This is a genomic window from Mesorhizobium sp. M0045, assembly GCF_040323385.1.
Lineage (GTDB): Bacteria > Pseudomonadota > Alphaproteobacteria > Rhizobiales > Rhizobiaceae > Mesorhizobium.
The window spans coordinates 107,816-134,124 of sequence record NZ_JAMYUY010000015.1; the positions used below are offsets into that span (position 1 = coordinate 107,816).

Sequence of the window (26,309 nt, forward strand, 5' to 3'; positions counted from 1 at the left end):
TTACATCCAGGCGGGGAAGCGCTGCGTGCGCCGCCAGTCGGCCAATGGGAGGTCACGGTTGTCCAAAGAGGCTCGGATGGCCGCGAGCCGCAGCCGACGCATGGAGCGGAATGCGACGTGTTTGCCCGGTCCCCGCCCATCGTCCCACCATGCACTCGCGCGTTCGGCCATTGGAAGCGGCGAGTCCTCGATCTTGGCGAATGGCTTTCCAAGCGGCGAGGTATCGACTGTGAAGACGTCGGTATCATTGAAATCGACCTCGAACAGATCGCGCCAAGCGAGGCCCGCGGCATAAGCGGATTGGGGCTCGCGCATGCGTTCGATCAGCCAGGGGACGATTGATCTGTCGCCAAGCATTCCTATGGTGGCTAGAGCCGGTAGTCGCAACGAAGGTTCGTTTAGACATTTCTGAAGCCAGGCCTTTGCGGGAGTTCCCGCCGAGGCGAGTAGCCGGATTTCGATCACCTCACCTTGGGGAACACTACGCGAGGCAAGCAATTCATCAAGAACAGGCAGGGCCATACGGTCCGCGCCGAGGAGACAAGCGGCGATCGAGGCCGCCAACCGTTCCGGCAGCTGATCGGCGGCGAGACGCTCAGCTACCGCCGGGAGCAGATCGCGGCGGCGCAACGCGCCAGCCAACCGCAATGCTCGTATACGGATCTCAGCCTGGCTATTTGCGACTAAATCGCCGAGGCTCGGGCCGGCATCGGCGCGATGGTGCCAGAGCGCCGAAAGCCCGATGCATTTTAGCATCGTTTCCCTGGAATCGACCCACTTGGCGACAAAAGGACGGAGTTTCTCGCGCGGTGTCCGGGCGATGGCGCCTGATATACCCTTGATGCCGGTTTCGCCGAGTGCGGCGGCGGCCTCGATCACTGCGGCAAGCGGCTTTTCCAGTCCCCAATGGAGCGCCAGGCACGCCATGACAAAGAGCTCTGGGGCTTCAGAATAATCGGAAAAACGCGCCTTCGCCGCCGCCCACGCAGCCTCGCCCGACGCGAAGAGGCCTTCAAGATTGGCGTCCAGCCGCTGGTCGATGCGGCCGATGTCGATTTCGCCCAGTAGCGGTCCATCGATCTCGCGGCGCCGCCGTGACCAGAGGAAAGCGGCGTCCTCCGCGTGCTGGTCAACGATGGCGGGGATCGTCGCAAGGCGCTGCATCGGCTTGACCTAATTCAGGTGAACGGCCGCCCCTCGTATACGGTTCGTACCGGTCGCGTGGCTGTTGAGCTGTGTGCCGCGAATGGAGACGCGCCCGTTCTTCTCCAAAATGATGGACGCCAAGCCACATCTGAACTCAATGCGATCGCGAGCATTCAATATCACCGTCTCACCGTCGCGCAACACTTCGACGGGATGCGGATTGGGACGCGGATCAACTATCCGTCCGACCACAAGCGGCCGGGCGGGGTCACCCGCTTCGAACAGCAGCGCCACTTCCGAGCCGACAGCGGAAGCGTCGAGAGCGGCGAGGCTGCGGGCCTTGAGCGCCGTGTCGCTGGGATTGCCGACGAAAACGACGAGCGGCGAGCCATCATCGAAGCCGATCAGCAACCCAATTATCACCCCATCAACACGCTCCACAACGTCCATCGCTCGGCCCTCAATTGTTGTGAACACTGCTGCCTTTGATTTTGGTCTTGCCGTCGGCCTTCACGTCGATGTCGCCGCTGCCGTCGAGCCTAATGTCCTTGCCCTTGACGCTAATAGTGCCGTCCTTTTTGAGGATGATGCTGGCATCGCCGCATTTCAGCGTGATCTCGTCAGCCGCCTCGACGTAAAGCTTCTTGCCGAACTTCATCACGCCGTCTTCGCCGACAATGACACTGCTCGCCTTGGCGACTTTTAGCGAGTAGGCCCCGCCGACCTCGATCCCCTCGTCCGCTCCAATCTTGGCCAGCCGCGCCTTGCCGACCTGCGAGGAATGGGCGCCGCCAACAGTAAAGCTCTGGTCGGCGGCGACGTCAACCGTCTGCGCGGCGCCGATCTGCCATTTGTCTGCCGAGCCAATCGTGTGGCTCTGCGCCGCGCCTACAGTAACCGATCGTGTCGCACCGATCGTATTCGTTTGCGGTCCGCCGACGCTTCGTGTCTCGGAGGCACCGACCGTATCGACGCGCGCCGCCCCAACCGTGATCGTCTGGACAATCGCTACGGTCTGCGAATGGTTGGCGTCGATGTTTTCCGTAGAGTTCGCGCCGATGTGGATCGTCTCGTTCGATCCGACTGTCAGGGACCGATTCACCCCAACCGTCTCGGTGTCGTTCGACCCGATATTAGTTGCCTGGTCGACGCCGACCTTGACTGTTTTGTTGTTACCTACGTCCTCGTCGAGATTGTGCCCGACAGAGTGCTTGGCGTCGTGGTCGATGCGGTCGGACTGATCGTGCTGCACCAACTTGTTGCGGTCGTGCTTAATCAGAAGGTGATGGTCCTTCTGCGCCTGGAAGTTGACCAGTTCGGAGCCTGCCTTGTCCTCGAACATCAGTTCGTTGTAGCCGCCACCACCTTTCGACGAATCGGATTTCCAGCCTGATTGCGTGGCGTTGCCGGGCAGTCCATAAGGCGGCATCTGCGCGGCGTTGTAGACCCTGCCGGTTATGATCGGCAGGTCAGGATCGCCTTCGATGAAGTCGACGATGACCTCCTGGCCGATACGCGGAATCTGGATAAAACCCCAGCCGCTGCCGGCCCAGGTCTGCGAAACCCGCACGAAGCACGAACTGTTCTGGTCCTTCTTGCCCAGCCGGTCCCAATGGAACTGGACCTTCACGCGCGCATATTTGTCGGTGAATATCTCCTCGCCGGACGGACCGACCACAGTCGCCGTCTGAGGGCCGCGCATGATCGGCCGTGTCGTGACCCGTGGCGGACGATAGGGCAATGCCGTGGGTGCCACGCCAAGGATCACCTTGAAGTTCTCGCTCTCGACATCCGCATGGGCTCTGTAGCCGGGGTCGAACAGTCTGTATTCGGCGCTCACCACCAGATACTCTTGGTTCTGGTCCTCGCGCGGAAAGCCGTCCAGTTTGAAAATGCAGCCTGAATACAGGCCGCGCACGGTTCCAACCGCGGCGATGCGCTGGTGCACCGCCTGGATTTCCTCGCGCCGGATTGCCGCCAGGCTGTCGCCTCGGCCCACTTCGAGATGCGCGCCGGGCTGACGGTAATTTTCACCCGCAGCCAGCTTGTGATTGAACGGCTGGGCCGATTTGGCCATCAGGTCGGCGCCCGGCTTTTTGAAATCATAGTCGGTATGGGCATAGGCGCCCGGCCGCACCGAACTGCCCGGGATCCATTCCGTGATATATTCGACATCCCGCCGGGAGCCCTGCCCTTCAAAGTGATAAGGCACTTTTTCATAGCCCGGCGCCGGCTTCAGCTTGCTCATCGAATCGGCAAGCACAAGCGTGTGCTTGCCCTCGCCATGCTCGAAGAAATACAGGATGCCCTCGTGCTCGAGGAGTCGCTGCACGAAATCGAGATCGGTCTCGTCATACTGCACGCAGTATTCGCGCGGCGGATAAGAGCCTTGCAGGCGCTTCTCGTATTTTGCGGTGCTGTATTTTGAAAATACTTCTTCGACGATTTCGACGACGCTCATGTTTTGGAAAATGCGGCAGTCGGTCGTAGTTCCGAGAAACCAGAGCCATGGTCTGACGACCGTTTCGTAATAGGCCAGTTGGTCCTCGATCCGGGTAAGTCTAAACTCGGACACCAGGCCGCTGAACCACCGTTTTGGATCGGATTCACCTTCGATCGAGACGGCCCCACCCAGCATCTTCAGCGGATCGATGTCGTGGTCGGTACTTACGAACCCAACGGTGTAGCCAAAACAACGGCTTATCTCATCGCGCCCGACAAGGTGCGTGAAGGTCAACAGCTCGGCGCCAATCGGCGTCTCCACAACCGTGGCACGTTCATTCGGCATTGGTCGTGCCCCTCCTGCCCGGCCGCCAGTGGATTTGAAGGTCCTACTATACTGTCCTGCTATACTAACGACGGCAGGTTCAGGAACTCAAAGCCAAACAATTCTCACTGGGTTGCTGGTCCGTGTTGAGCGTACCACATGTTGTTGCGCGGGCCAAAGCGGCATGCATAGCTGGGCGAAGCAGCAAGATCGAGGGTTCGCCCGCTGCCTTGCGCCAATGTGATGCGAAATTGGATTAGCCACGTTAAAAACATGGAGTATCGTGCCGACAAGGCCGCCAGCGATCACACAGGCGATTGTGCATGTTAATCAGTCTGCAGATCAGCAATGTCGATGCCCTGCCCGCTGGCGTATCCCCCGGCTACAGATCGCGTGATCGCACCTTCAAAATCGGACGCGAAAATTGCGACTGGATCTTACCCGACCCGGACAAGTTCATTTCCGGCCGGCATTGCCAAATTCGATACGAGGCAGGCGCGTTTTGGCTGCATGACATCTCGCGCAATGGCACTTTCATCAACGGATCGAGCCAACGCATCACCGGTCCACACCGGCTGGCGCACGGCGACAGGCTCCTGGTCGGCCGCTACGTCATCTTTGTATCGATTGACGAGCGCGCCTCGCCGACCCATCCGCAAGGCGACGAAGGTTCGACACAACGACACATGCCTATCGCGGCCGATCGGCCGCTTGACTCTGGAGGCGAACCCTTCTTGAATTCGGCACAGCGATGGCTTGGGCAACGAGCACCGTCGCCGCCCGCGTCGGTCCCGTCGACGAGAGACGAGGTGCTGCGGGAAATCGCGATTGGAGCGGGTATTTCCCCGGAACTGCTGCAGTCGCGGGACCCGCATGAAGTTGCGGCCGAAATTGGCTCGGTCCTGCGGGTGGTGGTCGAGCAACTGGCCATGCTGCTGAAGGCACGTGCGGCCGCCAAAACGCTGGCCAAGAGCACGCACCGGACAATGATAAGCTCCGCCGACAACAACCCGCTTAAGTTCGTGCCGGGGATCGACGACATCCTCGAAATCATGTTCGCACGGCGCAGGGCCGGCTATCTCGATGCCAGGCACAGCGTTGAAGACGCATTCCGCGATCTCAAGGCGCACGAATTTGCGACTTATGCCGCCATGCAAGCTGCGCTGTCGCGACTGCTTGACGACCTGTCGCCGGAAGCGATCGGCAAAAAGCTTCCACCGACATCGTTCACCTCCAAGAAGGCCCAAGCATGGGACGCTTTTGTCGCGACATGGCGGGCCATGGAGGAAGCCCATGAAAACGGCATGCTGGATATATTCTTGGCCTATTTCGGCGAGGCGTATGCCAAAGCTGACAAGCACAAATAGACCGGCCCAATAGACTGCGCCGCTCTAGCTGACGAAGAAAAGCGCATCGGCGCACCGCATCATGTTCCAATCGACAACATCTGCGATTACGATCACATACGACCGTTCGCCAGGCGGGTAAGCCTGATTGACCTGGGGGTCTGCGGCAGATGTCATATTGCGGCGACATCGTTTCTTGTAGCAAAGACTGCTGCGGACCAAGGGCTCGCTGGCCGGCCCCTTGCTTGCCCTATCCGGCCAGGAAAGATCTGGCGCCTCTCGAACGCGAGCGCGGACATTGCATCGCGGCGGCACATCGGCAATGAGCTCGAAGGACGATCCTTTCGGCCCGGTCGGCAAGACCGTCATCCGCACCAATCCAGGGCGCGGGCAGAATGCCAAACCAGCCGCAAACGAACCGATTGCCAAGTCGGTCAGGCCCTTGGACGTCAAGGAATCGACAGTTTTCGATCCTGACATAGGTCGGCATATGCCGCCGGACTGGACATCCGGAACCATTTTTTATCAGGGAGCGTCGTCCGGTGCAGCGGCCAAAGCCGAGACAGCCGAGTCAAGGCCGATCATTCAGCAGGAGGTGCTGCTCGAAGCCGCCGACACGGTCAAATATTCGACAGCAAATCCGATCCTCGCGGCGTCAGCACCATTGCTTGTCCTGTTCGGGCATCTCAGGCTTGTGCCGGTTGAAAGACAGGCGGCGCCACTGGCCGAGCATATCGCCGAAGCGATCGAGAGGTTCGACCGGACGCTGGAGAAGTCGGGCGTTGCCGAAGAGGATGCGCGGATCGCGAAGTTCGCCCTTTGCGAAACTGCCGACGATCTTGTTGGCAACCTGCCCTGGACCGGCAAGGACACCTGGGCACAGCACAGTATGTTGTCGCGGTTTTTTCACCTCGAAGCCACGGGCGCCGGCTTTTTCAAAGCGCTAAACAAGGTGCTGGCCAATCCGGAGCCACACTTAGACCTGCTGGAGCTGACGCATGTCTGCCTGTCCCTGGGATTTGAGGGCCAGTATCGGGGCCTGGCGCGCGACGATATCAGTCTCGAACGTGTGCGGCGCGACGTCTACGAGACGCTTCGCTACTTCAGGGCCCGCGCCGGAGAGGACATCTCCCCCCGCTGGCAAAGCATGGCGGCGACGATGGTGCCGTCTTCGACCCGCCTGCCGCTCTGGGGCGTTGCCGCCGCGGCATCAGCCCTGCTGACGGCCGCCTTCTTCACGTTGCGCGCGTTCGTGACCGATGAAGGCGATGCTGCAGCCAGACAGTTGCTGGCGCTCAATCCCTCGACACCCGTGACGATCGAGCGCGCCAGTGTGGTACCCCCACTTGCCGAACCGGCGACAGTTGCCTCGCCTGCCGTAACCGAGCAGATCGACCGCATCCGCTCGGCACTGTCCACGCAAGTCGAGCGCGGCGGGATGACCATCGGCACAAAAGGCGACTTCATCGTAGTGGAGATCAACAATCAATTGTTGTTTCAGCCGGGCAAGACCGAAGTGAAGCCTGAGTCTCAGTCACTGGCCGAACAGATTGCCGCAGCCCTTGAGCACGAGCCGGGGCCAATCAGGATCGTTGGCCACACGGACAACGTGAAGCCACGGAAATCGAGCGCGTTCAAATCCAACTTTGACCTTTCGGTCGCCCGCGCGAAGGCTGTTGGAACAATGATCGCCGCGAAACTTAGCGATCCCGCGCGAGTGACCGCCGATGGCAAGGGCGCAGATGAGCCAATTGCCGACAATGCGACGTCCGAGGGCCGCGCCAAGAACCGCCGTGTCGACGTGATGATCCCCAAGGAGGAAACGCTGTGAAGACCGCCGGTGGGAAACGCCAATGATGCGTTGGCTACCGCGGATATTCAGCACGGCCGCGTTGGCCGGTTTCGCGGCAGCGATCTGGTTTGCTGGACCTTTGATCCGCTTCGCCGATATCCGGCCGCTGGGACCTGTTTGGTTTCGCGCGACAATCATCGGCACGATCGTAGCGACCGCGGCCCTCGTTTACGGAGTGCGCGTCTGGCAGGTGAGAAAGGCGCAAAAAGCGCTCGAGATCGTCATTGCTCGCGGCGACGAGGGCAATGACGATTCACCGGTGCTCGAGGCGCGCATGAGTGAGGCCATCGGAACACTCAAACGCTCGAGCGGCAAGCGCAATTTCCTCTACGATATTCCATGGTACATCGTCATTGGCCCGCCGGGCGCCGGCAAGACGACGGCACTGGTCAATTCGGGTCTGAATTTTCCGCTTGCCGGTTCAGGAGACGCCCAGCCGGTGGCCGGTGTTGGCGGCACCCGCTCCTGCGATTGGTGGTTCACTGAAGGGGCTGTGCTGATCGACACGGCAGGACGTTACACCACGCAGGATTCCAGTGCTGGAAGCGACAGCAAGAGCTGGCTTGCGTTTTTGTCATTGCTCAAGAAATTCCGCACAAGGCAACCGATCAACGGGGTCATCCTGGCCATCAGCCTTGCCGACCTCATCAGCCTCGATGAGCAGCAGCTAGATGCCCAAGTCGTTGAAATACGCAGTCGCCTGAGGGAGATCCACCAGACGCTTAAAATCCAGTTTCCGGTGTACCTGCTGTTCACCAAGGCCGATCTTGTTTCCGGCTTCATGGAATACTTCAGCAGTTTCGAGGAGCCGCGCAGGCGCAAGGTCTGGGGCGCGACATTCCAGACCACAGACCGCAACAAGAACATGGCCGGTGAGGCTCCGGCCGAATTCGATGCGCTGGCGAACCGGTTGGCGGACGAGATGGCTGACCGCCTGCAGGAAGAGCTTGATCCGGTCTCGCGCATATCGATCTTTGGCTTTCCGGCCCAGTTTTACGCGCTCAAGGGGCGAATTGCCAATTTCGTGACCAGCCTGTTCGATCCGGTCCGCAGCCAGGTGAACGTCAGTTTGCGTGGGATCTACTTCTCGTCGGGGACGCAGGAGGGAACGCCCATCGATCAGGTCTTGGGCGCAATCGGCCGCAGTTTCGGCAACAATTCCCGCCCCCACCTGTCCGGGACCGGCAAGAGCTTCTTTTTGCACGATCTCCTGACCGATGTCATTTTCGCTGAATCCGGATGGGTTTCCTATGACCGAGCGACCGAGAGGCGGGCAGCGGCCCTCAGATATGGCGGCTTTGGCATCATAGCCTTGATCACTGCAGCGGCCCTTGGTGCGCTCGGGATGAGCTTCATGGCCAACCGCTCGCTGATCGCCTCTACGACGCAGGCGACGAGCCAATATCGCGAGACAGCGGACGCCCTGCTCAAAAGCACGACGGTCGCGGATGTCGACCTTGAAAACGTCATCGGGCCACTCGACCAATTGCGCAACATGCCGGCCGGTTTCGAAAGCAGTGACTTACCGATCCCGATCGACGAAACGTTCGGCCTGAGCCAGCGGGAAAGGCTTAGTTCTGCATCGACAACGGCCTATCGGCAAGCACTGGAACGAATGTTGCGGTCGCGTCTGCTCGTTCAGGCTGAGCGGACGGTCCAGGCGACGATGGCTGAGCCCGCCACGCTTTACGAACCGCTCAAGATCTACCTGATGCTCGGCGGCAAGGCACCCAAGGTCGATGACGCACTGATCATCTCTTGGATGAAGCAGGATTGGGAAAAGAACCGGTATCCAGGCGAGAGCAACCGGGAAGGACGCGCGCACCTCGAAAAGCACCTACGCGCCATGCTCGCGTTGGACGATGCCTATGATCCAGTTTTCGAACTCAACCAGCCGCTTGTGGAAGCCGCCCAGCGTTCGCTCGGGCGCATGAGCCTTGCGGATCGCGCGTCAGCATTGATCAAGTCGGCGGTGTATGCGGCTGCGCTGGACGATTTTGCCGTCTCTCAAAAAGCTGGACCGGAAGCGCAGCTTGTGTTCGAGCGCGTCGATGGCGGCGATCTGTCGAAGCTTCGTATACCCGGTCTCTACACCCAAGCCGGATTCAACAACTTTTTTCTCGGACAGCTTTCGCGCGTTGCCCAGACACTCGTCGACGACCAGTGGGTTCTGGGCGGTGGCGGCGAGCAAGGCGGCATCGATCAGGCGTTGCTCAAACTCGGCCCCGAACTTCTCGATCGCTACGGCAGGGAGTTCGCAGCCGCGTGGAACAGCGTACTCGATGGATTGAAATTCAAGGCCATGCTGAACGACAAGCCGCACTATGTCGCGCTTTCCGCCGTAGCCTCACCAAGCTCGCCGATCGAACAGCTTTTTACCGCGATGGCCGAGGAAACAACCCTGGCGCGCGACTCTGTCTCCGGCGCCGACTCGGGCACTGGGATGCAGGTCGGCACCGTCCTGCGCCAGTCCCAGGACGCCGCAGACATGGCCAAGGGCCTGGCTCGCATCGGCATCCAAATTGGCTCCGCAAAATCGCAAAGCCGTGCCGGTACGGGGTCCGAGAAATTTCATAGCCAGAACCCTGGGGCAAACATCGAAGCGCAGTTCAGGTCCTTCCAGGCTCTGGTAAGCGGTCCTTTTGGACACCGACCGATCGATGCGCTGACCCAGAATTTTCGCGACATCCACCAGAGCCTGCGACTGGCAACCGAGGTCCCTTCGCAGACGGAACGTGTCAACGCCAACCTGCAGCTGCAGATAGCCACCCTTCGCGCCAATGCATCGCGTCTGCCCAAGCAACTCGGCAGAATGGTCAACGCAACTGCAGACGAATTTGAGGGCAACGCGGCTGAAATTTCGTTGACGAATCTGAATGAGATGCTCGACCAGGCCGTCACGCAGCCCTGCGAGAAGGCGGTCAACGGCCGCTACCCCTTCGCCGGCGATGGTACCGAGGATATTGCGATGGCGGACTTCGCCAAATTGTTCTCTCCGGGCGGCCTGATGGACCGGTTCTTCGCACAAAACCTTGCTTCCTTGATCGACATGAGCGGCCAGGACTGGAGCTGGAAACAGGATGCACGCTTTGGGCGCGACCTGTCGAAGTCGACGCTGAAAAGCTTTCAGCTGGCTGCGGAAATCCGCGGCGCATTTTTCCCGTCGGGCGGGTCAATGCCGTCAGTCAACCTGACCTTTACCCCGTTCTCGCTGAATGGAGATGCAGATGCTGCGGTGCTCGACGTCGATGGCCAGATCGTCCAGAGCAACCAGGCGGCTAACACGCCAAGCACTGTGTCCTGGCCGACCGGTGCGGCCTCGACATCCGCCAGTCTGAGGCTGACGCCGGAAATGCCGGGCCGCGAATCCGTTATCAGCTTCGAAGGGCCGTGGTCGCTGAAGCGGTTGCTGGACAAGGCGACGATTACCAGCAAAGACGGCACTGTTGAGGCGCGCTTCGTAATCGGCGGACGCGACGTCAGCTATACGATCCAGACCGGCTCCGGACCCAGCCCCTTCTTCCTTCCCGCACTTTCTGCTTTCAGCTGTCCGAAGGCGTTTTGAGAAGGATTTGACCTCGCCGAAGGCAAGTAAGATGAAACCAAGCTAGGGTGAGGATCGATATTTTGAATATACCGACGCTCCTGTTTTAACGACGGGGTCGGCAATTTGCGCTGGGTGGCACGTCGCTCGCTCGGATCCTGAAAGATGCCGGGTCCTGACAGTGGCATCTAGGTCGTCGTCTGGAGCACCGATCAAGGCGAGATCGCACGGCGTCATTCCGGCGTTACCTGACTGGCTGCCTGGTTGGTTGTGGGATAAGAGCTGGAACACTTCGGCACCGGCACGTTGTGACAGGCGGGGAGATCGCAGGATGCGCAGTTGATCAGGCGACGGAGCGCTGTCGCGCCCTCAAATCATCACTTGAGCTCTTTGTCGGGGTGACCCGCCACGAAGGTCACGCGCTCAAAGCTAGATTTCGATATTTTAATATTCGAGCCTGTGGCAAAGTGGGCGCCAGCGAGCGCCTTAGAGTGCGCTGCAGAGGACGCTTCGAGAAGCGCTTGGTGGCAAGTTGAGCGATGTCGCCCTTTCCTTTGAAAGCTTCGGCGTAAGCCACAATGGCTGTGTCCGTGAGCACAATGAAGACAACTATCTGGTCGAGCCACGAACCGGCCTGTGGGTGGTGGCCGACGGTATGGGTGGGCATGAAGCCGGAGAGGTCGCTTCAGCCAGCATTGTCGACCATCTGGCCACGATCGGCATTGCCAGTTCCGCCCCGGATCTTCGTGCGCGCTTCGAGGACAGGCTGAGCCGCGCCAACGCCGAGATCCGCAGGATCTCCGAGTCCCGCGGCATAACCATCGGCTCCACCGTTGCCGCCCTGCTGGCGATGGATGGGCGATTTGCGTGCCTATGGGCGGGCGACAGCCGGGTCTATCTGATCCGCAACGGATCCATCTCGCAGATCTCGAAGGACCACACCGAAGTTCAGGAACTTCTCGACCGTGGCATGATCAGCGCGGCCGAGGCGCTCACCTGGCCGCGCCGCAATGTCATCACGCATGCGGTAGGCGTCAGCGACGAAATCGTCATCGATTTCCAGCAAGGGGAAATCATGCCGGGAGACATCTTTGTGTTGTGCACCGATGGGCTGACGGCGCATCTGACCGACGCCGAGATCGGCGCCGCAGTTGTGACTGCAACACCTCAGGCGGCCTGTGAGGCTCTGCTGAAAACGGTGCTGGAGCGAGGCGGGACAGACAATGTCACGATTGTGCTGGTAAAATTCGCAAGCAGAAGCAACGGACACCCCCCCTACCCTGATCTGTCCAGAGCGGAGGGTTGAGGCTGATGAGCGCCGACGACAAGACGCGAATATCGCCGCAGCTGGCCAACACCGCCGTCGGCACGCAGCTCAGCGGCATCTACGAACTTGACGAGCGGATCGCATTCGGCGGCATGGGCGAGGTCTACCGCGGCCACAACATTCAGACTGGCGACCATGTCGCGATCAAGATCGTCCTGCCCGAATTTGCCCGCGACCCGACGATCTTGTCCTTGTTCCGCAAGGAAGCGTCGATCCTCAATCACCTCTCGCACGATGCGGTCGTGCGTTATCACGTCTTCACGATCGATCCAGGGATCGGTCGTCCCTACCTTGCGATGGAATTCGTCGACGGTGAGTCCCTATACGACATCATGCGACGTGGCCCTATGCCGACTGAGCAGGTGCGCAAGCTCTGCCATCGCCTCACGTCGGGTCTGAGCGCCGTGCATCAGGCAGGAGCAATACACCGCGACCTCTCTCCGGACAACATCATCTTGCCCGGAGGTCAGGTCGATCGCGCCAAGATCATCGATTTCGGAATCGCGCGATCGGCGACCGTCGGCGGGGAGACCCTGATCGGCGGAAAATTCGCGGGAAAGTACAACTACGTTTCCCCCGAACAGCTTGGGCTGTACAGCGGCGATGTCAGCGAGCAGTCCGACATCTACAGCCTGGGGCTGGTGTTGGTTGCCGCCCTGCGCGGGAAGCCGATCGACATGAGCGGATCCCAATTCGAGATCATCGAAAAGCGTCGGACCGTGCCTGACCTGTCCGACATCGATGACGATTTTCGTGACATTGTCGAAGCCATGCTGCAGCCGGATCCGCGAGACCGCCCGGTGAGCATGGCGGAAATTGCCAGGATGACGCGTGACGAGGACGAAGGGACAACGCCGCCGACGTTCATCCCAAACCGCGACAGGCCGGGTTTGCCACGAGCGGGGCAAACCCTTGCGCCCGACCCGAAGGCCTCGTCCCCGCCATCCGATGTCTTGGGCCATGGCGGGCCTTTGGCAGGCTCGGGTGGGCAGCGCTTTGTCCCGCATGTCCGACCAGCGCTGCTGTCCGAACCTCGGGCCTCACCGGTCGCTGCGCCGCCACGTGCCCTCGTTGGTGCTGTTCGCGGAACATCTACAAAAGGCCGAGGCATCGCCATCTCTGCCTTCACGACATTGGCTCTCGCCTCAGTTGCCGGCCTCTATTTTAGCGGCTTTATAACGCCCACCGCACCGAGCGCTGTCAAAACCTCGCTTTCCGCGCCAGAGCCACCGCAACTTTCACCACAAGCAACAACGCCTTTCCCCGATGCATCAATTCCTGAGGCAGAGGCGTCAAAGCCGCTGGCGACGGACAATGATGCGCACGCGCCTGAGCCGCCACAGGCAGTTCCAGCCCCAAAGCCGGAAACGGAAGCTACATTAGCGCCAACTGAAAATCAGACGGAGGCCGCCGCGGCCAGAACGCAGCCGCCGGCAGCGTCGCCCAAGATGCTCCCGCAAATGCAGGAAAAGTCGAAGCCGTCGGCAAGCGCGGCGCAACTGCCGGCCGAAACCGCAACGCCATCATTTCAGCCCGATACGCCCTCGCCGCCTGCCACGATTGCTCCGGCTCTCCCGCTGGTCGACAAGGCTCCGGCGCCGCGCGCCGCGCAGCCAGACGCCGCACCGAGCCAAAAGCCTGAACAGCAGGCAAGCCCGCAGGCGGGGGCGAAACCGGCCGTGCCAGCTCCCGAACCGGCTGCGGGCCAGGCAGGTGCGACGAGCCCAAAGGAGCAGCAGGCCGTCCTGCCGCCGCCCAAACACCCGGCGACCCGGCCGGCGAAGACGACACCAGCAGCGCCCGTTCCCGAGCCGGCTGCACGCCAGGCGGATACGACGAGGGCAAAGGAGCAGCAGCCCGACCAACCGGCGGCCGGAGAACCAGATCCGGCCATGGTCGCCCTGAACTTGCCCAAGCCGGAAGTTGCCCCAGTAATCGACGAGATAGCGCAACGTGTGTCGTGGGTTCGCGACTTCAGCGGCGGCGACTGTTTCTACGCCGCCGTAACCTCGATAACCGATAAGACCGCTGCGATCGAAGGATTTGGAACCGCGGTCCAGCCATTCGAGCAGATGCTGGCTGATTTCCAGGCAAAGTTCCACGTTGAGCCGGACATCAACGTGCGCCTTATTGAGCCGAGCCAGTGCGGAGTCACCAACTTTCTGCGTTTTCTGGGGCAGACTGCTGGCGAGAAGCCGCAGCTTGTTCTCGATCGAACATCGGTGCCGAACGGTACGCCGATCAGCGGTACGCTGGTAACGCGTGGCGGGCTCATTTCCAGCGTGCTGCTGATCGACCACAAAGGCATGATGTTCAACCTCGATGACCGCATGGTCGTTCACTCGGACAAGGCTACCTTCAGCATCCCGATCGGTCTCGGCGCCGCCGACAGGGCTGCAGGCAAGGCCGTGCCGCAGATCATCATGGTGATCACCGGGCCCCAGGACATCCAGGCGGCTGCGATCTCCACGCCAGTGCCAGCCTCACGGCTGTTGCCCAAAATTCTCGAGGAAATTGAGGCCAACGGTTCCAAGTTTTCGGCCAGTGCCAAGTATTTCCGACTCGGCGGCTAGCATGGGCGTCCGATGGAACTGCTTAGCTCGCGTTTGCCCCGCTCGTCTTCCGACCTGCCCGTAAAGCAGCGTGGTCGGCTTCGAACCTTGCTTGCCTCGATGAGCCGGATGAGGCTTGCGGTCGTTTCGGCCGCCGCGTTGCTAGCCGTGCTCTCGTGCAACGAAGCGCGCGCCGAATTCACGGTGTGCAATCAGACGCTTGACGTCGTCAACCTCGCTGTTGGCCAAGAGGTGGACAATGCCGACCAGACCGACGGCTGGTGGACCATCGGCGCAAATCAGTGCGTCAACGTCATCCGCGAAGAACTGACGAACCGCTACATCTACCTCTACGCCACCGACGTTTTCGGCCACGCGATCCTGACCGGATCGACCGAAATGTGCATTGAGCGGCGACGTTTCTCGATACGCGGCATCGACGAATGCTGGCAGCGCGGCCATATTGCCGCGCGATTTGTCGAAGTCGATACGCTTGAACAGGTGCGGTGGACGTTTTTCCTGACCGGAAGCAGTCCGTGACGCACGCTATCGACACCAGCTTCAAGGAAAAGAAGCAAGCACGCGCTGCCCTTCGCCGGCGCACGTTTTGGCGCAAGCTTCTTGCCGGCCTCGCCACGGTTTTCCTGTGTTCGATTGCAGCCGGCTTCTATCTCACCGCGGACTACTGGTCATTTGGCGACGAAGACGAGGAGCTGCATGCGGTCGAAGGAGCCGACGATGTGCCGGCCGATGCCTCTGTTTATGTGCCTGCCATTATCGGCCTGGCGGGAGACCCGATGTGGATCACGCTCGCACCCGATTCCGGCGCCGCAACGAAAGGCCGCGTCGTTCCGCGTCCGGCCGAACTCGACCAGGCCGGGGTTTCGTCACAGATCGAGATTTTGTCCGACGTCATGCTTAGCGCCAGCGAGAAATTCATGACGACCATACCGTCGACGCAGGAGGATTTTGCGTTCTTCCAGGCACAACGAAAAACCGCCCCCGCAGCCTCCAGCGATCTGCAGAACGATCTTCAGCCAGCTCCTGGCGCCGATGAACCCGCGCCTGCTGCCGATCAACTGACCGAAGCCGATGACCCGGAGGCCGGCTGGGGTGAAACAATCGACGCAGGCGATGCAGCTCTTCCCGCGTTCCACAAGACCCAGATCGAAAACAACACCAGCGTCGCAACTGTCACGAACGAATATCAGCGGTTCGAGGCGACGGAAGACACGTTCGTGAAGATCCTCAACGATCGCAGTCTGGATAGCGTTGCGCTCGATGCACATTTCTCCGCCGACGACGCCAAGCAGGCAGGCGAGGCGCTGAAGGCCCTCTTCGGCCGGGACGGCCTTGAACCGGGCTATGTCGTGGCCATGCGTGGATACCGGCCCAACCGCGAGACGACAACGATGTCCCTCATGCAGGTGTCGATCTACGCCAAGAACGTCTTTGTCGGCACGCTGACGCGCAATGCCGCGGGCGTGTTCGTCTCCGGCGTCGACCCTTGGGTACGCGAAGATCTCTTCAACTACTCGGGCGCGCCGGCGGAAGGCGGCCACAAAAGGCAGTATCGTCTGCTCGACGCGATCTACTCGACTGCGGCACGCAACAGCGTTCCAACCGGCGTGATCGGCGAAGCGATCATGTATCTGTCGAGAGGACAGGATCTGGACGCCTTTGCAAGCGAGGACCAGCGTCTTGTGCTGATCTATTCTCAAACGCCGCGCGGCAAGGACGAAGGCGCCGGGCGCGTGCTGTATGTTGGTGTTCAGGGCACGACAAAAAGTCTCGACTGTTTCGTCTTCCAGCAGGGCGATGGCCAGTTTGCATGCGTCACAGGCGACGATCAGGTCCGCTCGCTGACGGTCACCAACGGCATGGTCACACCGGTCAACGGGGTCTTGACCTCGACGTTCGGGCCGCGCAAGCATCCAATTCTGGGCACCGTTCGCATCCATAAGGGCGTCGACTGGGCGGCGCCCGTAGGCACGCCGATCGCAGCCGCCTTCGATGGCGAAATCAGCTTCCAGGGCGATGGGGGCGGCTATGGCAATCTGGTCAAGATTTCGCACGGAAGCGGGCGCGAGACGCGCTATGCGCATATGCAGAAATTCGCAATCATGGGCGGTGTCGGCACCAAGGTGAAGGCAGGCGATATCATTGGCTATATCGGCACCACCGGACTGTCGACCGGGCCGCACCTGCATTTCGAACTCTACCAGAATGGCGCGGCGATCGACCCGCTGGGTACGGTTACTGCGGTCGCTTCGGATCTTTCCGCCGTGGAAACGCTCACTGACCGCATCGTCCATGTCGAAAGTGGCGGCAGTGCCCGTGCCAAGAACCCGAATTCTTCAGCGACCGGCGCCGGCCAGTTCATCACCAAAACCTGGATCCGGATGATGAATACATACCGCCCCGAACTTGCACGCACACTGTCGACCGCCGACCTGCTTGCCCTGCGTTACGACGCCACGATCTCGCGCGAGATGGTTCGCAATCTGGCGCGAGAGGGCGAAGCCTATCTTCGGGCGCGCGGCCACCAAATCACAGCCGGCCGGCTCTATCTGTGCCATTTCCTCGGCATGGAGGGGGCGCATCAGGTGCTGTCGGCGTCGGGTTCGGCGCAACTGAGCGCCGTGCTCGGATCAGCCGTCATTCAGGCCAATCCCTTTCTCACCGGCAAGACCGCCAGCTATGTCGTGGACTGGGCCGAAAGGAAGATGGGTCGAAAGCTCAGCCCAGCAACGACCGCGAGCCAGCAGACGACGACCACCACTGAAATCCGGCAGACATCGCCCGAGTTCGCAAAGTACAAACACGTGATCATGGCGATGCTGAGCTCCGTGCAGAACGCGCTTTGAGCCATCGCAGCCGTTCGTAAGAAAGGGTTCAAACGACTGCCCTGCTCGCGGCAAAGCCGTTGTGGCTCGAAACTGCCGCACAGTTTTCGGCGGCATGCGCTACTCGGTCTTTATGCGCATTTCCACACGGCGATTGACAGCATCGTATGGGTTGGGGCTGCGCGGATGCGCTTCGCCCAGGCCGATCGGATTAATCCGAGCCGCCTCAATGCCGCTTGATGTCAGGAAGGACGTCACAGATTGCGCTCGTCGCTGTGAGAGCCGCTCATTGTAGTTCGCCGGACCGGAAGCGTCAGTGTAGCCTTCGACGACGAAATGGAAACTGCTAAGCCGGTTGTCCTTCAGGGCCTTGGCAAACTCCGCGAGCTCGGCGCGCGCGGTTGCGTCGAGTTCGGCCGAATCGAGTCCGAAATTGATCAGCATGTCGAGACTGGATTTGCCGGCGGGTCCCTCGTTTGGCTTACTCTTGCTCTTGCACTGCTCCTCGGTGCCGACACAAATTCCGCGCGACTTGCCAAGATCGGCCGCGCCGGCAAAAAACTTGACGATGTCTTCTGATTTCTGGACAGGGTCGGCGCAAACATGCGTTGAGAAAACCATGACCGCCAACACCAAAGGTGAACTGGCCCACCGCATAGCGGTTACTCCTGTTGAGCATCCGATATTATCAAGCGTGAACATACCAAATTCCGAAGCAATTGTCTGCGGGAAACACCGAGCCGCGACTGTATCGCGGTTATCACTCCGCTGCGAGTAGAGACTTGACCAGCGCCGCGCTGCGGGCTTGAGTGCTGACAGGCTCTCGATGAAAGCGTGGCGTCATGGCCAACGGGCTCCGATTCAAAACGGCACGAGATCTTTTCCTAGCTTGTCCCGCCGCTGCCCGAGACATGCGAACCCTTCCAACCGAACAGCATTCGATCGAGTTTTGCCGCGATCTCCTTGCAGGGCGCGTTCCCGAAGAGGCAATCACCTTTTGTGCCTACCTGCTGCCGGATCGGGCTGCGGTCTGGTGGGCTCATGAATGCCTTGGGCATTTGAGCGAGCTGCTCGATGAAACCGATCAACAACTGCTCGCGCTCGTCAGCAACTGGGTCAGCGAACCGGGCAGCGCCCACCATCGTGCCGCGCTGGGCCAGGCAGCGGCAGTGCCCCCTACAACTCCGGGCGCCTGGATTGCCTTGGCTGCGGGATGGCGTGACAATGGCGTTGGTGCTTGCCGATCCGTCGGCCGCACAGCAGTACCACCCGCCTCACCGCCGTTTCCTGCCGCCCATGCCGTCAATGCCGGAGTTCTGGCAGGGCTGGCGCGTGTTGCACTCGCGGACCGTTTTGCCATTCTATCTGCCTTTGTCGAAATGGGTCTACAGATGGCCGACCCCTCAGTGCCCTAAGGTCATCTTGCCCGGAACTTAGGAGAGATCAACAAACGATTTCCTGTGGAATGGGAGGTCGGAAGTATTCCGTGGAAATTCTTTAAGCGGGTGATCGGATAACTGGCTCGCGCGATGACGACCTTGTGCCCCCTAGGCTCCACAAAGGCCTGTGGGCACAGCGTTGTTATGTACCCTGGCGACGTCCTCGATCAGTTCGGTTAAGGTGCGGACCCGTAAGTCGGACCTATCCCCTATGTTTCCCACATCTTTGGTCACCATCCCCAGCGAAGACATGGAGACCGCCCCGCTCACCTTAATGTTGACGGTAAAGGTTCTTCTAGGCGCCTTCTCAGGCCGATCCGTCGATTACAGAGCGCCGCTGCCGGCAGGCTCCCCAGCTTCGAACCACAGTCGGTAGCTCTCCCGCATGGCTCGAGCACCAGCCTTCGAGGGGCCAACAATGGCGAGACGTTCCAGTTCCGCGAGCGGGTGTCGCGCGGCCATTTTCGGTCGCAGACGCTCGAGCGTAGCCCGCGGTTCAACATCCGCCACATAGAAATAAGCCTCCTTAGAGGCTGTTTCGAAATTCGCTCTGGCGAGTCATATGGTGGTTTCGAGAACCGGAGCAGCGGACATTTGGGTCCGTGAGAACCGGAAGCGCAGATTGGTCCCATCGCCCGTTTGACCACGAATTTTCAAACCGAAGGCCCAGATCTTACTTGCAGCCGCCTTGCGCCCACTTGGCTAGCGCCACCTTGAAGCGCGTCCCGAGCGGATGTTGCAGACGCAGCACGGACACATCGTTGGCGGCGAAATTCTTCGCCTGTTCGCACAGCCGAACCTCATCCCACTCGTGGCAGCCATTGCAGTGCTTGCCCTGCCACACCGCTTTATCGAGCCCTTCCACGGGAGCAAAGAGAGGCTTGCCCATGATCAGCTCGGCGATGCTCTTGCCGTCGATCTTTGGATCTCCAAAATCGACAGGTCGGTCGAAAAAGATCGGATCGTCCGAAGCCAGTTTCGGAATTTTCTGCCGCAGGACATTAAGCGCAAGCTGTGCCTCATCGTCGCCTGACGAATTTGCGGTGGCGTTGCGCCCATCCGAACCGTCTTCCGCATGTTGCGGAGCGGTCGCTTCGCCGACGATCAGCGGCGCGTTGAGATCGACCCTGTGCAAAACGACTTCGGTGGTCAGCGAGACATTGATCCACGGGCGCTGCTTGCCGGCCGTTGCTTTGAAGACATCGGCGGTGACCATGTTCATCGCGTCGGTGATGGAGACGTTCGAAGCCCCGATATGGGCAAGCAACGCGGACGTGAACGGCGAATGCTCGCTCGATCCGTCATAGGCAACCTGATTGGGACTGGTGGAAAAGGCGACCAGTGTACCCGCACCGCCATTCTCGATCGGGATTTCGGCAAGCCCGCTTCTCGCTCCCTTGACGCCTGCGGCCTTTGCCAAGACTTCAGCCAGGGGATTGTCGCGACAGGCGTCGAGGAAAATCAGTCTTATGCTGGTCTCGCGCGACATTTGCCGCAAAACGAACTCGACAGGCACCGCCTCGAAATCCAGCGAAGTCTCGTCTTCCAATGCTGCATCAACCGGAAGGAGATAGTTGCTGCCCGAAACCTGCAAACCATGGCCGGCGTAAAAGAAAAGCGCAATGTCGGCGCCGCGAACCTGCTTTGCGAACTGCGCAATCGTCGTCTGGGTCTGCAATTTGGTCAGATCGAAACCGGAGACGACTTCAAAGTCCAACTTCGAAAGGCGGTTGGCAACAGCCTGCGCGTCCCGGACCGGGTTGGTCAGCGCCGGCGCATGCTGGTACTGGGAGTTGCCAAGGACCAGAGCAACACGGCGTTCCGCATTGGCCGCCGTCAATGTCAATAGTAGCGAGAGCGTCGCCAGCCCGATCGCGCGCGGGGCACTGCCAAAACAGGCAATCAGATGGAAGCCCCACCGGAACAAGAGGTCCTTCCTCAGTTGACGAGTTTGGTGGCGGAAAACTCGATCCGCCGATTGAGCGCCTTGTTCTTCGGCGTATCGTTAGCCGCGACAGGCCGCTCCTCGCCATACCCGGTTGCCGTGATCTGCGTTCGTGCAATACCCGCGGCGACGATGGCATCGGCAACGGCCTGGGCTCTGCGCTCCGACAGCAGCTTGTTGGAGGCAGGCGAACCATCGGAATCGGTATAGCCAGAAACTTCTACCTTCAGGCCTGGGCACTTGCCGACCACGCCAACCACCTCCGCCAACAGCGGGCGGCTTTGGTTGTCGAGCCGCGCGCTCGCCGGCCGAAAGTAGATGGCCCCAGTGCGGGAGAGCACCGCGAACCGGTTAAGGCACTCTTCTTCGCTGAAATTCGCTTTCGCGGCGTCGGTGGCGACGGGCCCGACGTCGGCAGTACTTGCCGCGACTGTCTGCACGGCCGCGGGCTTACTGTCGCCAGCGTTGAACACGAAATCGAACGATACCGAAGCGGTCGGAACAATGTTGGTCACATTGGCGGCTTGCTGCAGCTTGTCGACATTCGGCAGCAGTCCGAAGTCCTCGACATGCACGGCAACAGGCGCCTCCGAAGCGACGGAGACCATGCTGTCGCTGATCATGGTTACGACGACATTGGCCTCAAGATCCTTGTCGACGCCGTGCAGGTTGAGGCGAAATGGCAGCACTGCCTTCACCCTTCGCTTGGTCGCCAGGTCTGCAAATGCGGCAGGGTCCACTTTTGCTGTCAGTTCGGCGGACGGATATTTGAATGTCTCAAAGAAAAGGAACCGCATGCGCACATTGCGAAGGTCGACGCCAGTGTCGACGGAGTTAAGGTCAAAAGTGATCTTGGCCTCACCCGTCGAAGAAAGAGTGCCGGCTATGTTCCTGATCTTGTTGGTTTCGACGATCGTATTCTTCTTGACCGACTGGTAGGTGAGCACGGAGGCGGTCGGGTCGAGTGTCCAGTTCGTCTGTGCATTGGCGCTTTCCAGCCCAGGTAACAACAGCACCGATACGGCAACGATCAGGCCAAGGGTGTTTAGGGCGAAGCAGCTTCTCGAGCCCGTTTTCCACCAGTCTCCGACGACTTCGAACATTGGACCCCCCACAGGACAACAGCCTTCCGCGTTGCAACCACGAACTATGCCGTGCCAAGGAGCATAGAACAATTGTCGAGGCTTGGCGAGCATCGGCGAATCGACCGCAAGGTGTAAATTCCGCTCAGGTCCCGGGCTGCGGAAGTCCGGCAAAATGGTGATGGACGAACACTGGCTACCCAGCAGTCTTGTTGGCGGATATTGGAGCTGACTGAAGAACCCGCTACAGCACCTGCCCGTCTTTGAAGGCCGGTCAAGGTGGACCAGCCCAAGTGAGGAAAAAGCCCGCCTGCTCCATCCTGCTTCTGCCGCGGACGCCTACTCCCCAGCCCGTCGTCGACGCTATTCTGTCAGTCTCCATCTCCATTCCGCGCTGAAGATGGCTTCCCTTGGCAGGTCATCAAAGCACTATCCCAATGGCTGAACTGTCCCGCGAATTGGGAGCTCCACATTTGTAACCAAATGGCGTGCTCCGCGTTCTCTTCAACGGCGTTCGACTGTTCGCTCGCGATGCAGCCGTGGGATTTCAGGATTTCTGAATGGTCAACTGGGACACGAGCCGGCATGAAGGAAGCTTCGACTGCCTGATCGTCGGTGGCGGGCCAGCGGGCCTAGCGGCTGCGACTTACCTTGGAAGATTTCGAAGGCGGGTAATTGTTGTCGACGCAGATGAAAGCCGTGCAAAATGGATTCCCTTGACACGCAACTGCCCAGGCTTCCCAGACGGCATCACCGGCCCTGACCTACTTGACCGCCTCGAACTGCAGGCCACTCGATACGGCGCAAGCTTGGTCCACGACAGGATCGTATCCATTCGCAGAACGAAGGCTGGGTTTTTGGCGGGCGATTCATCTCCCATTCGTGCCCGCTCGGTGCTCATTGCAACCGGCGTTGTTGACACCCTCCCGGATCTTCCTGGCGCTACCGACATGATCCAAGCTGGCGTCTTGCGATTGTGCCCTATCTGCGATGGCTATGAAGCCATCGACAAACGGGTGGCCGTCATCGGACCGGCCGAACACGCAATGGAAAAGGCCTTGTTCATGCGCACCTTCACTCAGGATCTCACTTTGCTGATTACCGATCCATCCGAGCCCTCCCCCGACAAGCGTACCAAGCTCAAGAGGGCCGGTATCGAGATCGGCGTATGCAAACCCAATACCGTTAGCGCCACGGGCCGGGAGGCGGTCGTGGAACTCATCGACGGCGGAACGCTGTCGTTTGACACCATCTACCCTGCGATGGGCTCGACCATCCGCTCGAGGCTCGCGGTCGACCTTGGTGCATGCTGTGACAAAGCGGGCAACCTCGTCGTAGACTCGCGCCAGCGCACCGCAGTCACCGGACTTTATGCAGCCGGAGATGTGGTCAATGAGATCAATCAGCTTGCCGTAGCATTCGGCCACGCAGCGGTCGCTGCAACCGACATGCACAACTATCTTGCAAATGGCGACGGCGAACATTGGTCCCAGGCCGAACACGGCCCACGGTGACACCAAGCGCACGGCGCCCGGCGCCGACGCCGAAAACAAAGCATGAGGAACGAAGAGGCACGGCGACCGTTCGTGATCATTGAGTTTCATCATGTATCTTTTTCAAATCCTGCTACCTGGCGCGGACAATTCCGGCAGACCGTTCCCCAAACAGGAATTCGACCGGCTCAAAGAAGAACTGGCCCAGCAGTTCGCCGGCGTCACAGCCTTTTTGCAGGCACCTGCGGAAGGGTTGTGGCGGCAAGGCGGCGAGTGCAGCTATGATGAGATCGTCATCTTCGAGGTGATGACGGAGGAGATTGATCTGCAAGCCTGGCGAACACGCTGTGCTGACCTTGAGCGACGCTTTCGTCAGGACGAGGTGATCATCCGTTACTCATCGATGGGCGTCATGTAAGATGCGTAGAGGTTCGGTTCCAGCGGCGGGCAGGTTCGACGCAGGTTGACCAGAGTGGCAAAGGTGGGACGCTCGAAGTCCGTCACACGATGCACATCAGCTCGCGGCGATCAGCAACTCTTTTAAGTTCGGGTCTGTGACGGAATCTCTGTAGTAAGGCCCGCGTCTTCGGAGGGACGAAAGACGCGGGCCTCGACCGGCTTCACCGATCCTGCAGCCATAAGGAGTGAACTTGCTGCCTGCACCGAACCTTCGGGGGGCTCGGTTGTTCCCATAGTCTAGTGGAATGAAAAGCCCACCGCACATGAAGCACGGCGGGACCGATCGAAGGCTGTTTCACCAAGCTGGGGCTTGGGGTCGGGCTTGCGAGGTGCGTACGGACCATTGCCTAGACTTAGGCTCATCATCTGAGGTCCATCTACCAATCGAGGTTGGAGACAAGGGACGAAGGTCATCGCGGGTCGTATCGCCGTCAAACCACCCGTACGGAAAATGCTTCGGATGTGGCCGGCACGCAGGCTTATCAATCAAGTCGTACGCCTCGTTGACTCAAATTTCGCAGGAAACATTAAATCGACTTCAGCCGCGCTAAGGGTGGCGCTGATGCGGGGGTCAGGGACGTTGCGCCGTTCAAACCAGCCTTGACCCCGCCGACCTAGGTTTTGTGCCAACGCGTACTTCAACGGCTCTGCACCGACGACACGTCGACCCCTCGCCCTTGGATGGCGACGTCTCGCATCTCGCATTTTGAGGGGCAAAAGCACGAGGGCGAGCTCCTCGAAGCTAGGCCCGAAACGGACAGCCCGGCAGCACCACGGTGGAACGTTTCAGAGCCGCCGTGATTCCGATTTATGGCCTGCCCACGGAGATCATCGTGCCGATCGTTCGTAAACCGCGCCATGGAGCCTGTCGGCGATTTGTTCGCTTCAGAATTCGGCGACCCGCCAACGGGCGTTATTTTGAGTTTAGCATTGCCCCGAGAAGGCCTGTTCAGTCTCAATTGCATCGTGTAGCGGGACTTAAAATCGCGGCATGCAACCTCCGCCTTCTCTTCGCGTTTAGCCCCGTTCAATCCTGGCGAGCGAGAAAATGCCGGCGTTCATTCCGATTACAATTTACCTGAATTGCAAGCCAATGGTGGTTGCATCAATATCCGACGCTGCGAAAGCGCTTGAACAGCCATGGCCATACGTGGCCAAGCCGCGGCGGCTCGAAGCCGTCCGAATGATCAGGGAATGCTTGGCCGGTCATTGCAACCAACAAGCTGCGATCGATGCCTTCAAGGCGGCCGCAATCGAACAAGGACTTTTTACGCAAAGGCCTTCGAGCGTAGGCCTAACGAAATTAGATGCGGTTGTTAGAGACGTGGTGTGAGCTCATACCGCTCTCGGCACCTGGACCGCAGGCAGGCTTCGCCGGCATCGCTATGCCGACGCCTTCCGCGGCGTCGACGTTCCCTGGAGAATGCGGCAGCGCTCGGGGGCGGTGTTCTTCCAAATAACGCGGTCAAAGCCGGGAGACCTGCCCATAGCTCGGAAGTGCTTCCGCCAGCTCTGCGAAAAGATGCACTCCCACGGAATACGATGGGCCGCAATGATTCCGACCGGGGCACAAACATTCCTCGAGCTGCCCCCTAGCTGCAAGTCCGGCGAGCCCGCTCGCGTCCATCCCGGTTTGCAACGGCCAGACTTCTTGCCGACTACCACAGTGCGCATACGTTAGATTAGCCATTCTCCGCTTATAAGCTTACCGCTGCTGCGCATCTCGTCGCGCTTGGCAGCCGCTGGCGGGACCTTGAGCGACCGCCTCGTGCAGGACTCAGCTTGCCATGATGGCTTTTGAGTAGCTCTCAGGCGTCAGAGACTCCCCCGTGCTTGGTTTCTCGATCAGCCGCCGCCGCTTCCATTTCGAGCCGCGCCAAATGGGCCTTGATTTCCTCAGGCTCGGCGTGCTCCAGCCCGACGACATTGTTCCTCGTTCCCTTCAATGCAACGATAATTTCATCGAGCTTGGCATGGATGGCGGCAGTGTCGCGATAACCCTGGATCAGAACAACGCCGGTAATCACAATCGCAGCTACTGAAAGCGCATAGGTGATTACGCTTGTTACGCCGAAAGGGACCATCGCAGTGCAGGCTATCATGACCACGATGATGAGATAAAGCCTGGCGGCCGGGACAGAACATCAGCAATTACAAAGAGAAATCGGTTCATGTGAATCCCCAACCAAATGATGTAATCCGATTCGGGCTCGTTTTTGGGTGCTCGTCAATGCGGTCCGAAATGCGGACGGCTCTCGCCTATGAGCCAGCGGAATAAGGATCCCGGACTGTGCATGAAAGGTTGCTGTGCAGTTCTCCTTGCTTTTCCCCTCATGCGGGAATGTGGCGTCCCATCATCCTCTCCGGATAGGACGCGAGGTTGGCTTACTTAGGCACCTGCTTCCGCTGTCGCCAGCGGTGCCATAAGATGCGCAAGCTGGCATCGCAAGCCGCCGCTGCAGGCGCGCCGTTGCCGCCGCGCTACCATCGGCTGTTCTGGTTGTGGTTCGC

General features: G+C 60.0%; 18 protein-coding genes and 1 pseudogene. 12 read left to right on the forward strand and 7 right to left on the reverse strand.

The genetic code is table 11. The features are described 5' to 3' along the window. Complete coding sequence (locus NKJ72_RS22345) at positions 1-879, reverse strand: hypothetical protein (RefSeq protein ID WP_352479427.1); 879 nt, start codon at positions 877-879, stop codon at positions 1-3. Between the two features lie 27 nt (positions 880-906). Here NKJ72_RS22345 and NKJ72_RS22350 point away from each other — a divergent pair, with 27 nt between their 5' ends. Then, positions 907-1,068 carry a hypothetical protein gene (locus NKJ72_RS22350; protein WP_352479428.1) on the forward strand — a complete coding sequence of 54 codons (162 nt, stop codon included), beginning with the start codon at positions 907-909 and terminating at the stop codon, positions 1,066-1,068. Between the two features lie 105 nt (positions 1,069-1,173). Here the strand turns inward: NKJ72_RS22350 and NKJ72_RS22355 are convergent, their stop codons facing one another. Together NKJ72_RS22355 and NKJ72_RS22360 are read right to left on the reverse strand one after the other, a co-directional pair. Continuing rightward, on the reverse strand, positions 1,174-1,596 hold the full coding sequence (locus NKJ72_RS22355) for a DUF6484 domain-containing protein (RefSeq protein ID WP_352479429.1): 423 nt from the start codon (positions 1,594-1,596) through the stop codon (positions 1,174-1,176). Positions 1,597-1,606: 10 nt separating this feature from the next. Beyond that, positions 1,607-3,934, reverse strand: coding sequence for a type VI secretion system Vgr family protein (locus tag NKJ72_RS22360; RefSeq protein ID WP_352479430.1), 2,328 nt, complete (start codon positions 3,932-3,934; stop codon positions 1,607-1,609). 302 nt (positions 3,935-4,236) lie between these two features. Between NKJ72_RS22360 and tagH the strand changes: the two genes are divergently transcribed. From tagH to NKJ72_RS22395, 7 genes are all read left to right on the forward strand, one after another. Then, positions 4,237-5,280: a type VI secretion system-associated FHA domain protein TagH gene (tagH, locus tag NKJ72_RS22365; RefSeq protein WP_352479431.1), complete on the forward strand. Its 1,044-nt coding sequence runs from the start codon at positions 4,237-4,239 to the stop codon at positions 5,278-5,280. A gap of 421 nt (positions 5,281-5,701) precedes the next feature. Beyond that, positions 5,702-7,090 carry a type VI secretion system protein TssL, long form gene (gene tssL / locus NKJ72_RS22370; RefSeq protein ID WP_352479432.1) on the forward strand — a complete coding sequence of 463 codons (1,389 nt, stop codon included), beginning with the start codon at positions 5,702-5,704 and terminating at the stop codon, positions 7,088-7,090. A 22-nt stretch (positions 7,091-7,112) separates the two neighbouring features. Then, entirely contained in the window at positions 7,113-10,676 is a 3,564-nt protein-coding gene (gene tssM / locus NKJ72_RS22375) for a type VI secretion system membrane subunit TssM (RefSeq protein ID WP_352479433.1), read from the forward strand. A gap of 511 nt (positions 10,677-11,187) precedes the next feature. Continuing rightward, the gene (locus tag NKJ72_RS22380; protein ID WP_352479434.1) at positions 11,188-11,961 is read left to right on the forward strand and encodes a PP2C family protein-serine/threonine phosphatase; all 774 of its coding nucleotides are present in this window, start codon (positions 11,188-11,190) and stop codon (positions 11,959-11,961) included. A gap of 5 nt (positions 11,962-11,966) precedes the next feature. After that, positions 11,967-14,555 (forward strand): serine/threonine-protein kinase, encoded by a 2,589-nt coding sequence (locus tag NKJ72_RS22385; RefSeq protein ID WP_352479435.1) that lies wholly within the window; start codon positions 11,967-11,969, stop codon positions 14,553-14,555. 108 nt (positions 14,556-14,663) lie between these two features. Next, positions 14,664-15,074, forward strand: coding sequence for a DUF1036 domain-containing protein (locus NKJ72_RS22390; protein WP_292653962.1), 411 nt, complete (start codon positions 14,664-14,666; stop codon positions 15,072-15,074). Further along, positions 15,071-17,401 carry a M23 family metallopeptidase gene (locus NKJ72_RS22395; RefSeq protein WP_352479436.1) on the forward strand — a complete coding sequence of 777 codons (2,331 nt, stop codon included), beginning with the start codon at positions 15,071-15,073 and terminating at the stop codon, positions 17,399-17,401. The genes NKJ72_RS22390 and NKJ72_RS22395 overlap by 4 nt, the downstream gene beginning before the upstream one ends. Before the next feature lie 99 nt (positions 17,402-17,500). On the opposite strand, the gene NKJ72_RS22400 is transcribed toward NKJ72_RS22395, so the two are convergent. After that, on the reverse strand, positions 17,501-18,037 hold the full coding sequence (locus NKJ72_RS22400; protein ID WP_352479445.1) for an OmpA family protein: 537 nt from the start codon (positions 18,035-18,037) through the stop codon (positions 17,501-17,503). A gap of 185 nt (positions 18,038-18,222) precedes the next feature. Here NKJ72_RS22400 and NKJ72_RS22405 point away from each other — a divergent pair, with 185 nt between their 5' ends. Beyond that, a complete protein-coding gene (locus NKJ72_RS22405; RefSeq protein WP_352479437.1) occupies positions 18,223-18,795 on the forward strand; it encodes a DUF6931 family protein in 573 nt (190 codons plus the stop codon). A gap of 697 nt (positions 18,796-19,492) precedes the next feature. Here NKJ72_RS22405 and NKJ72_RS22410 read toward each other — a convergent pair. Both NKJ72_RS22410 and NKJ72_RS22415 read right to left on the reverse strand, forming a co-directional pair. After that, positions 19,493-20,746 carry a caspase family protein gene (locus NKJ72_RS22410; protein ID WP_352479438.1) on the reverse strand — a complete coding sequence of 418 codons (1,254 nt, stop codon included), beginning with the start codon at positions 20,744-20,746 and terminating at the stop codon, positions 19,493-19,495. An 11-nt stretch (positions 20,747-20,757) separates the two neighbouring features. Next, entirely contained in the window at positions 20,758-21,867 is a 1,110-nt protein-coding gene (locus NKJ72_RS22415) for an OmpA family protein (RefSeq protein WP_352479439.1), read from the reverse strand. A 539-nt stretch (positions 21,868-22,406) separates the two neighbouring features. Between NKJ72_RS22415 and NKJ72_RS22420 the strand changes: the two genes are divergently transcribed. The 3 genes from NKJ72_RS22420 to NKJ72_RS22430 all read left to right on the forward strand — a co-directional run bounded on the left by NKJ72_RS22420 (position 22,407) and on the right by NKJ72_RS22430 (position 25,131). Beyond that, the gene (locus NKJ72_RS22420; protein ID WP_352479440.1) at positions 22,407-23,360 is read left to right on the forward strand and encodes an NAD(P)/FAD-dependent oxidoreductase; all 954 of its coding nucleotides are present in this window, start codon (positions 22,407-22,409) and stop codon (positions 23,358-23,360) included. Between the two features lie 91 nt (positions 23,361-23,451). Further along, a complete protein-coding gene (locus NKJ72_RS22425) occupies positions 23,452-23,757 on the forward strand; it encodes a hypothetical protein (RefSeq protein ID WP_352479441.1) in 306 nt (101 codons plus the stop codon). A gap of 1,134 nt (positions 23,758-24,891) precedes the next feature. Further along, entirely contained in the window at positions 24,892-25,131 is a 240-nt protein-coding gene (locus tag NKJ72_RS22430) for a DUF982 domain-containing protein (RefSeq protein ID WP_352479446.1), read from the forward strand. Positions 25,132-25,606: 475 nt separating this feature from the next. Here the strand turns inward: NKJ72_RS22430 and NKJ72_RS22435 are convergent. Next, positions 25,607-25,971: pseudogene (locus NKJ72_RS22435) on the reverse strand (low affinity iron permease family protein). Positions 25,972-26,309: the final 338 nt, after the last annotated feature.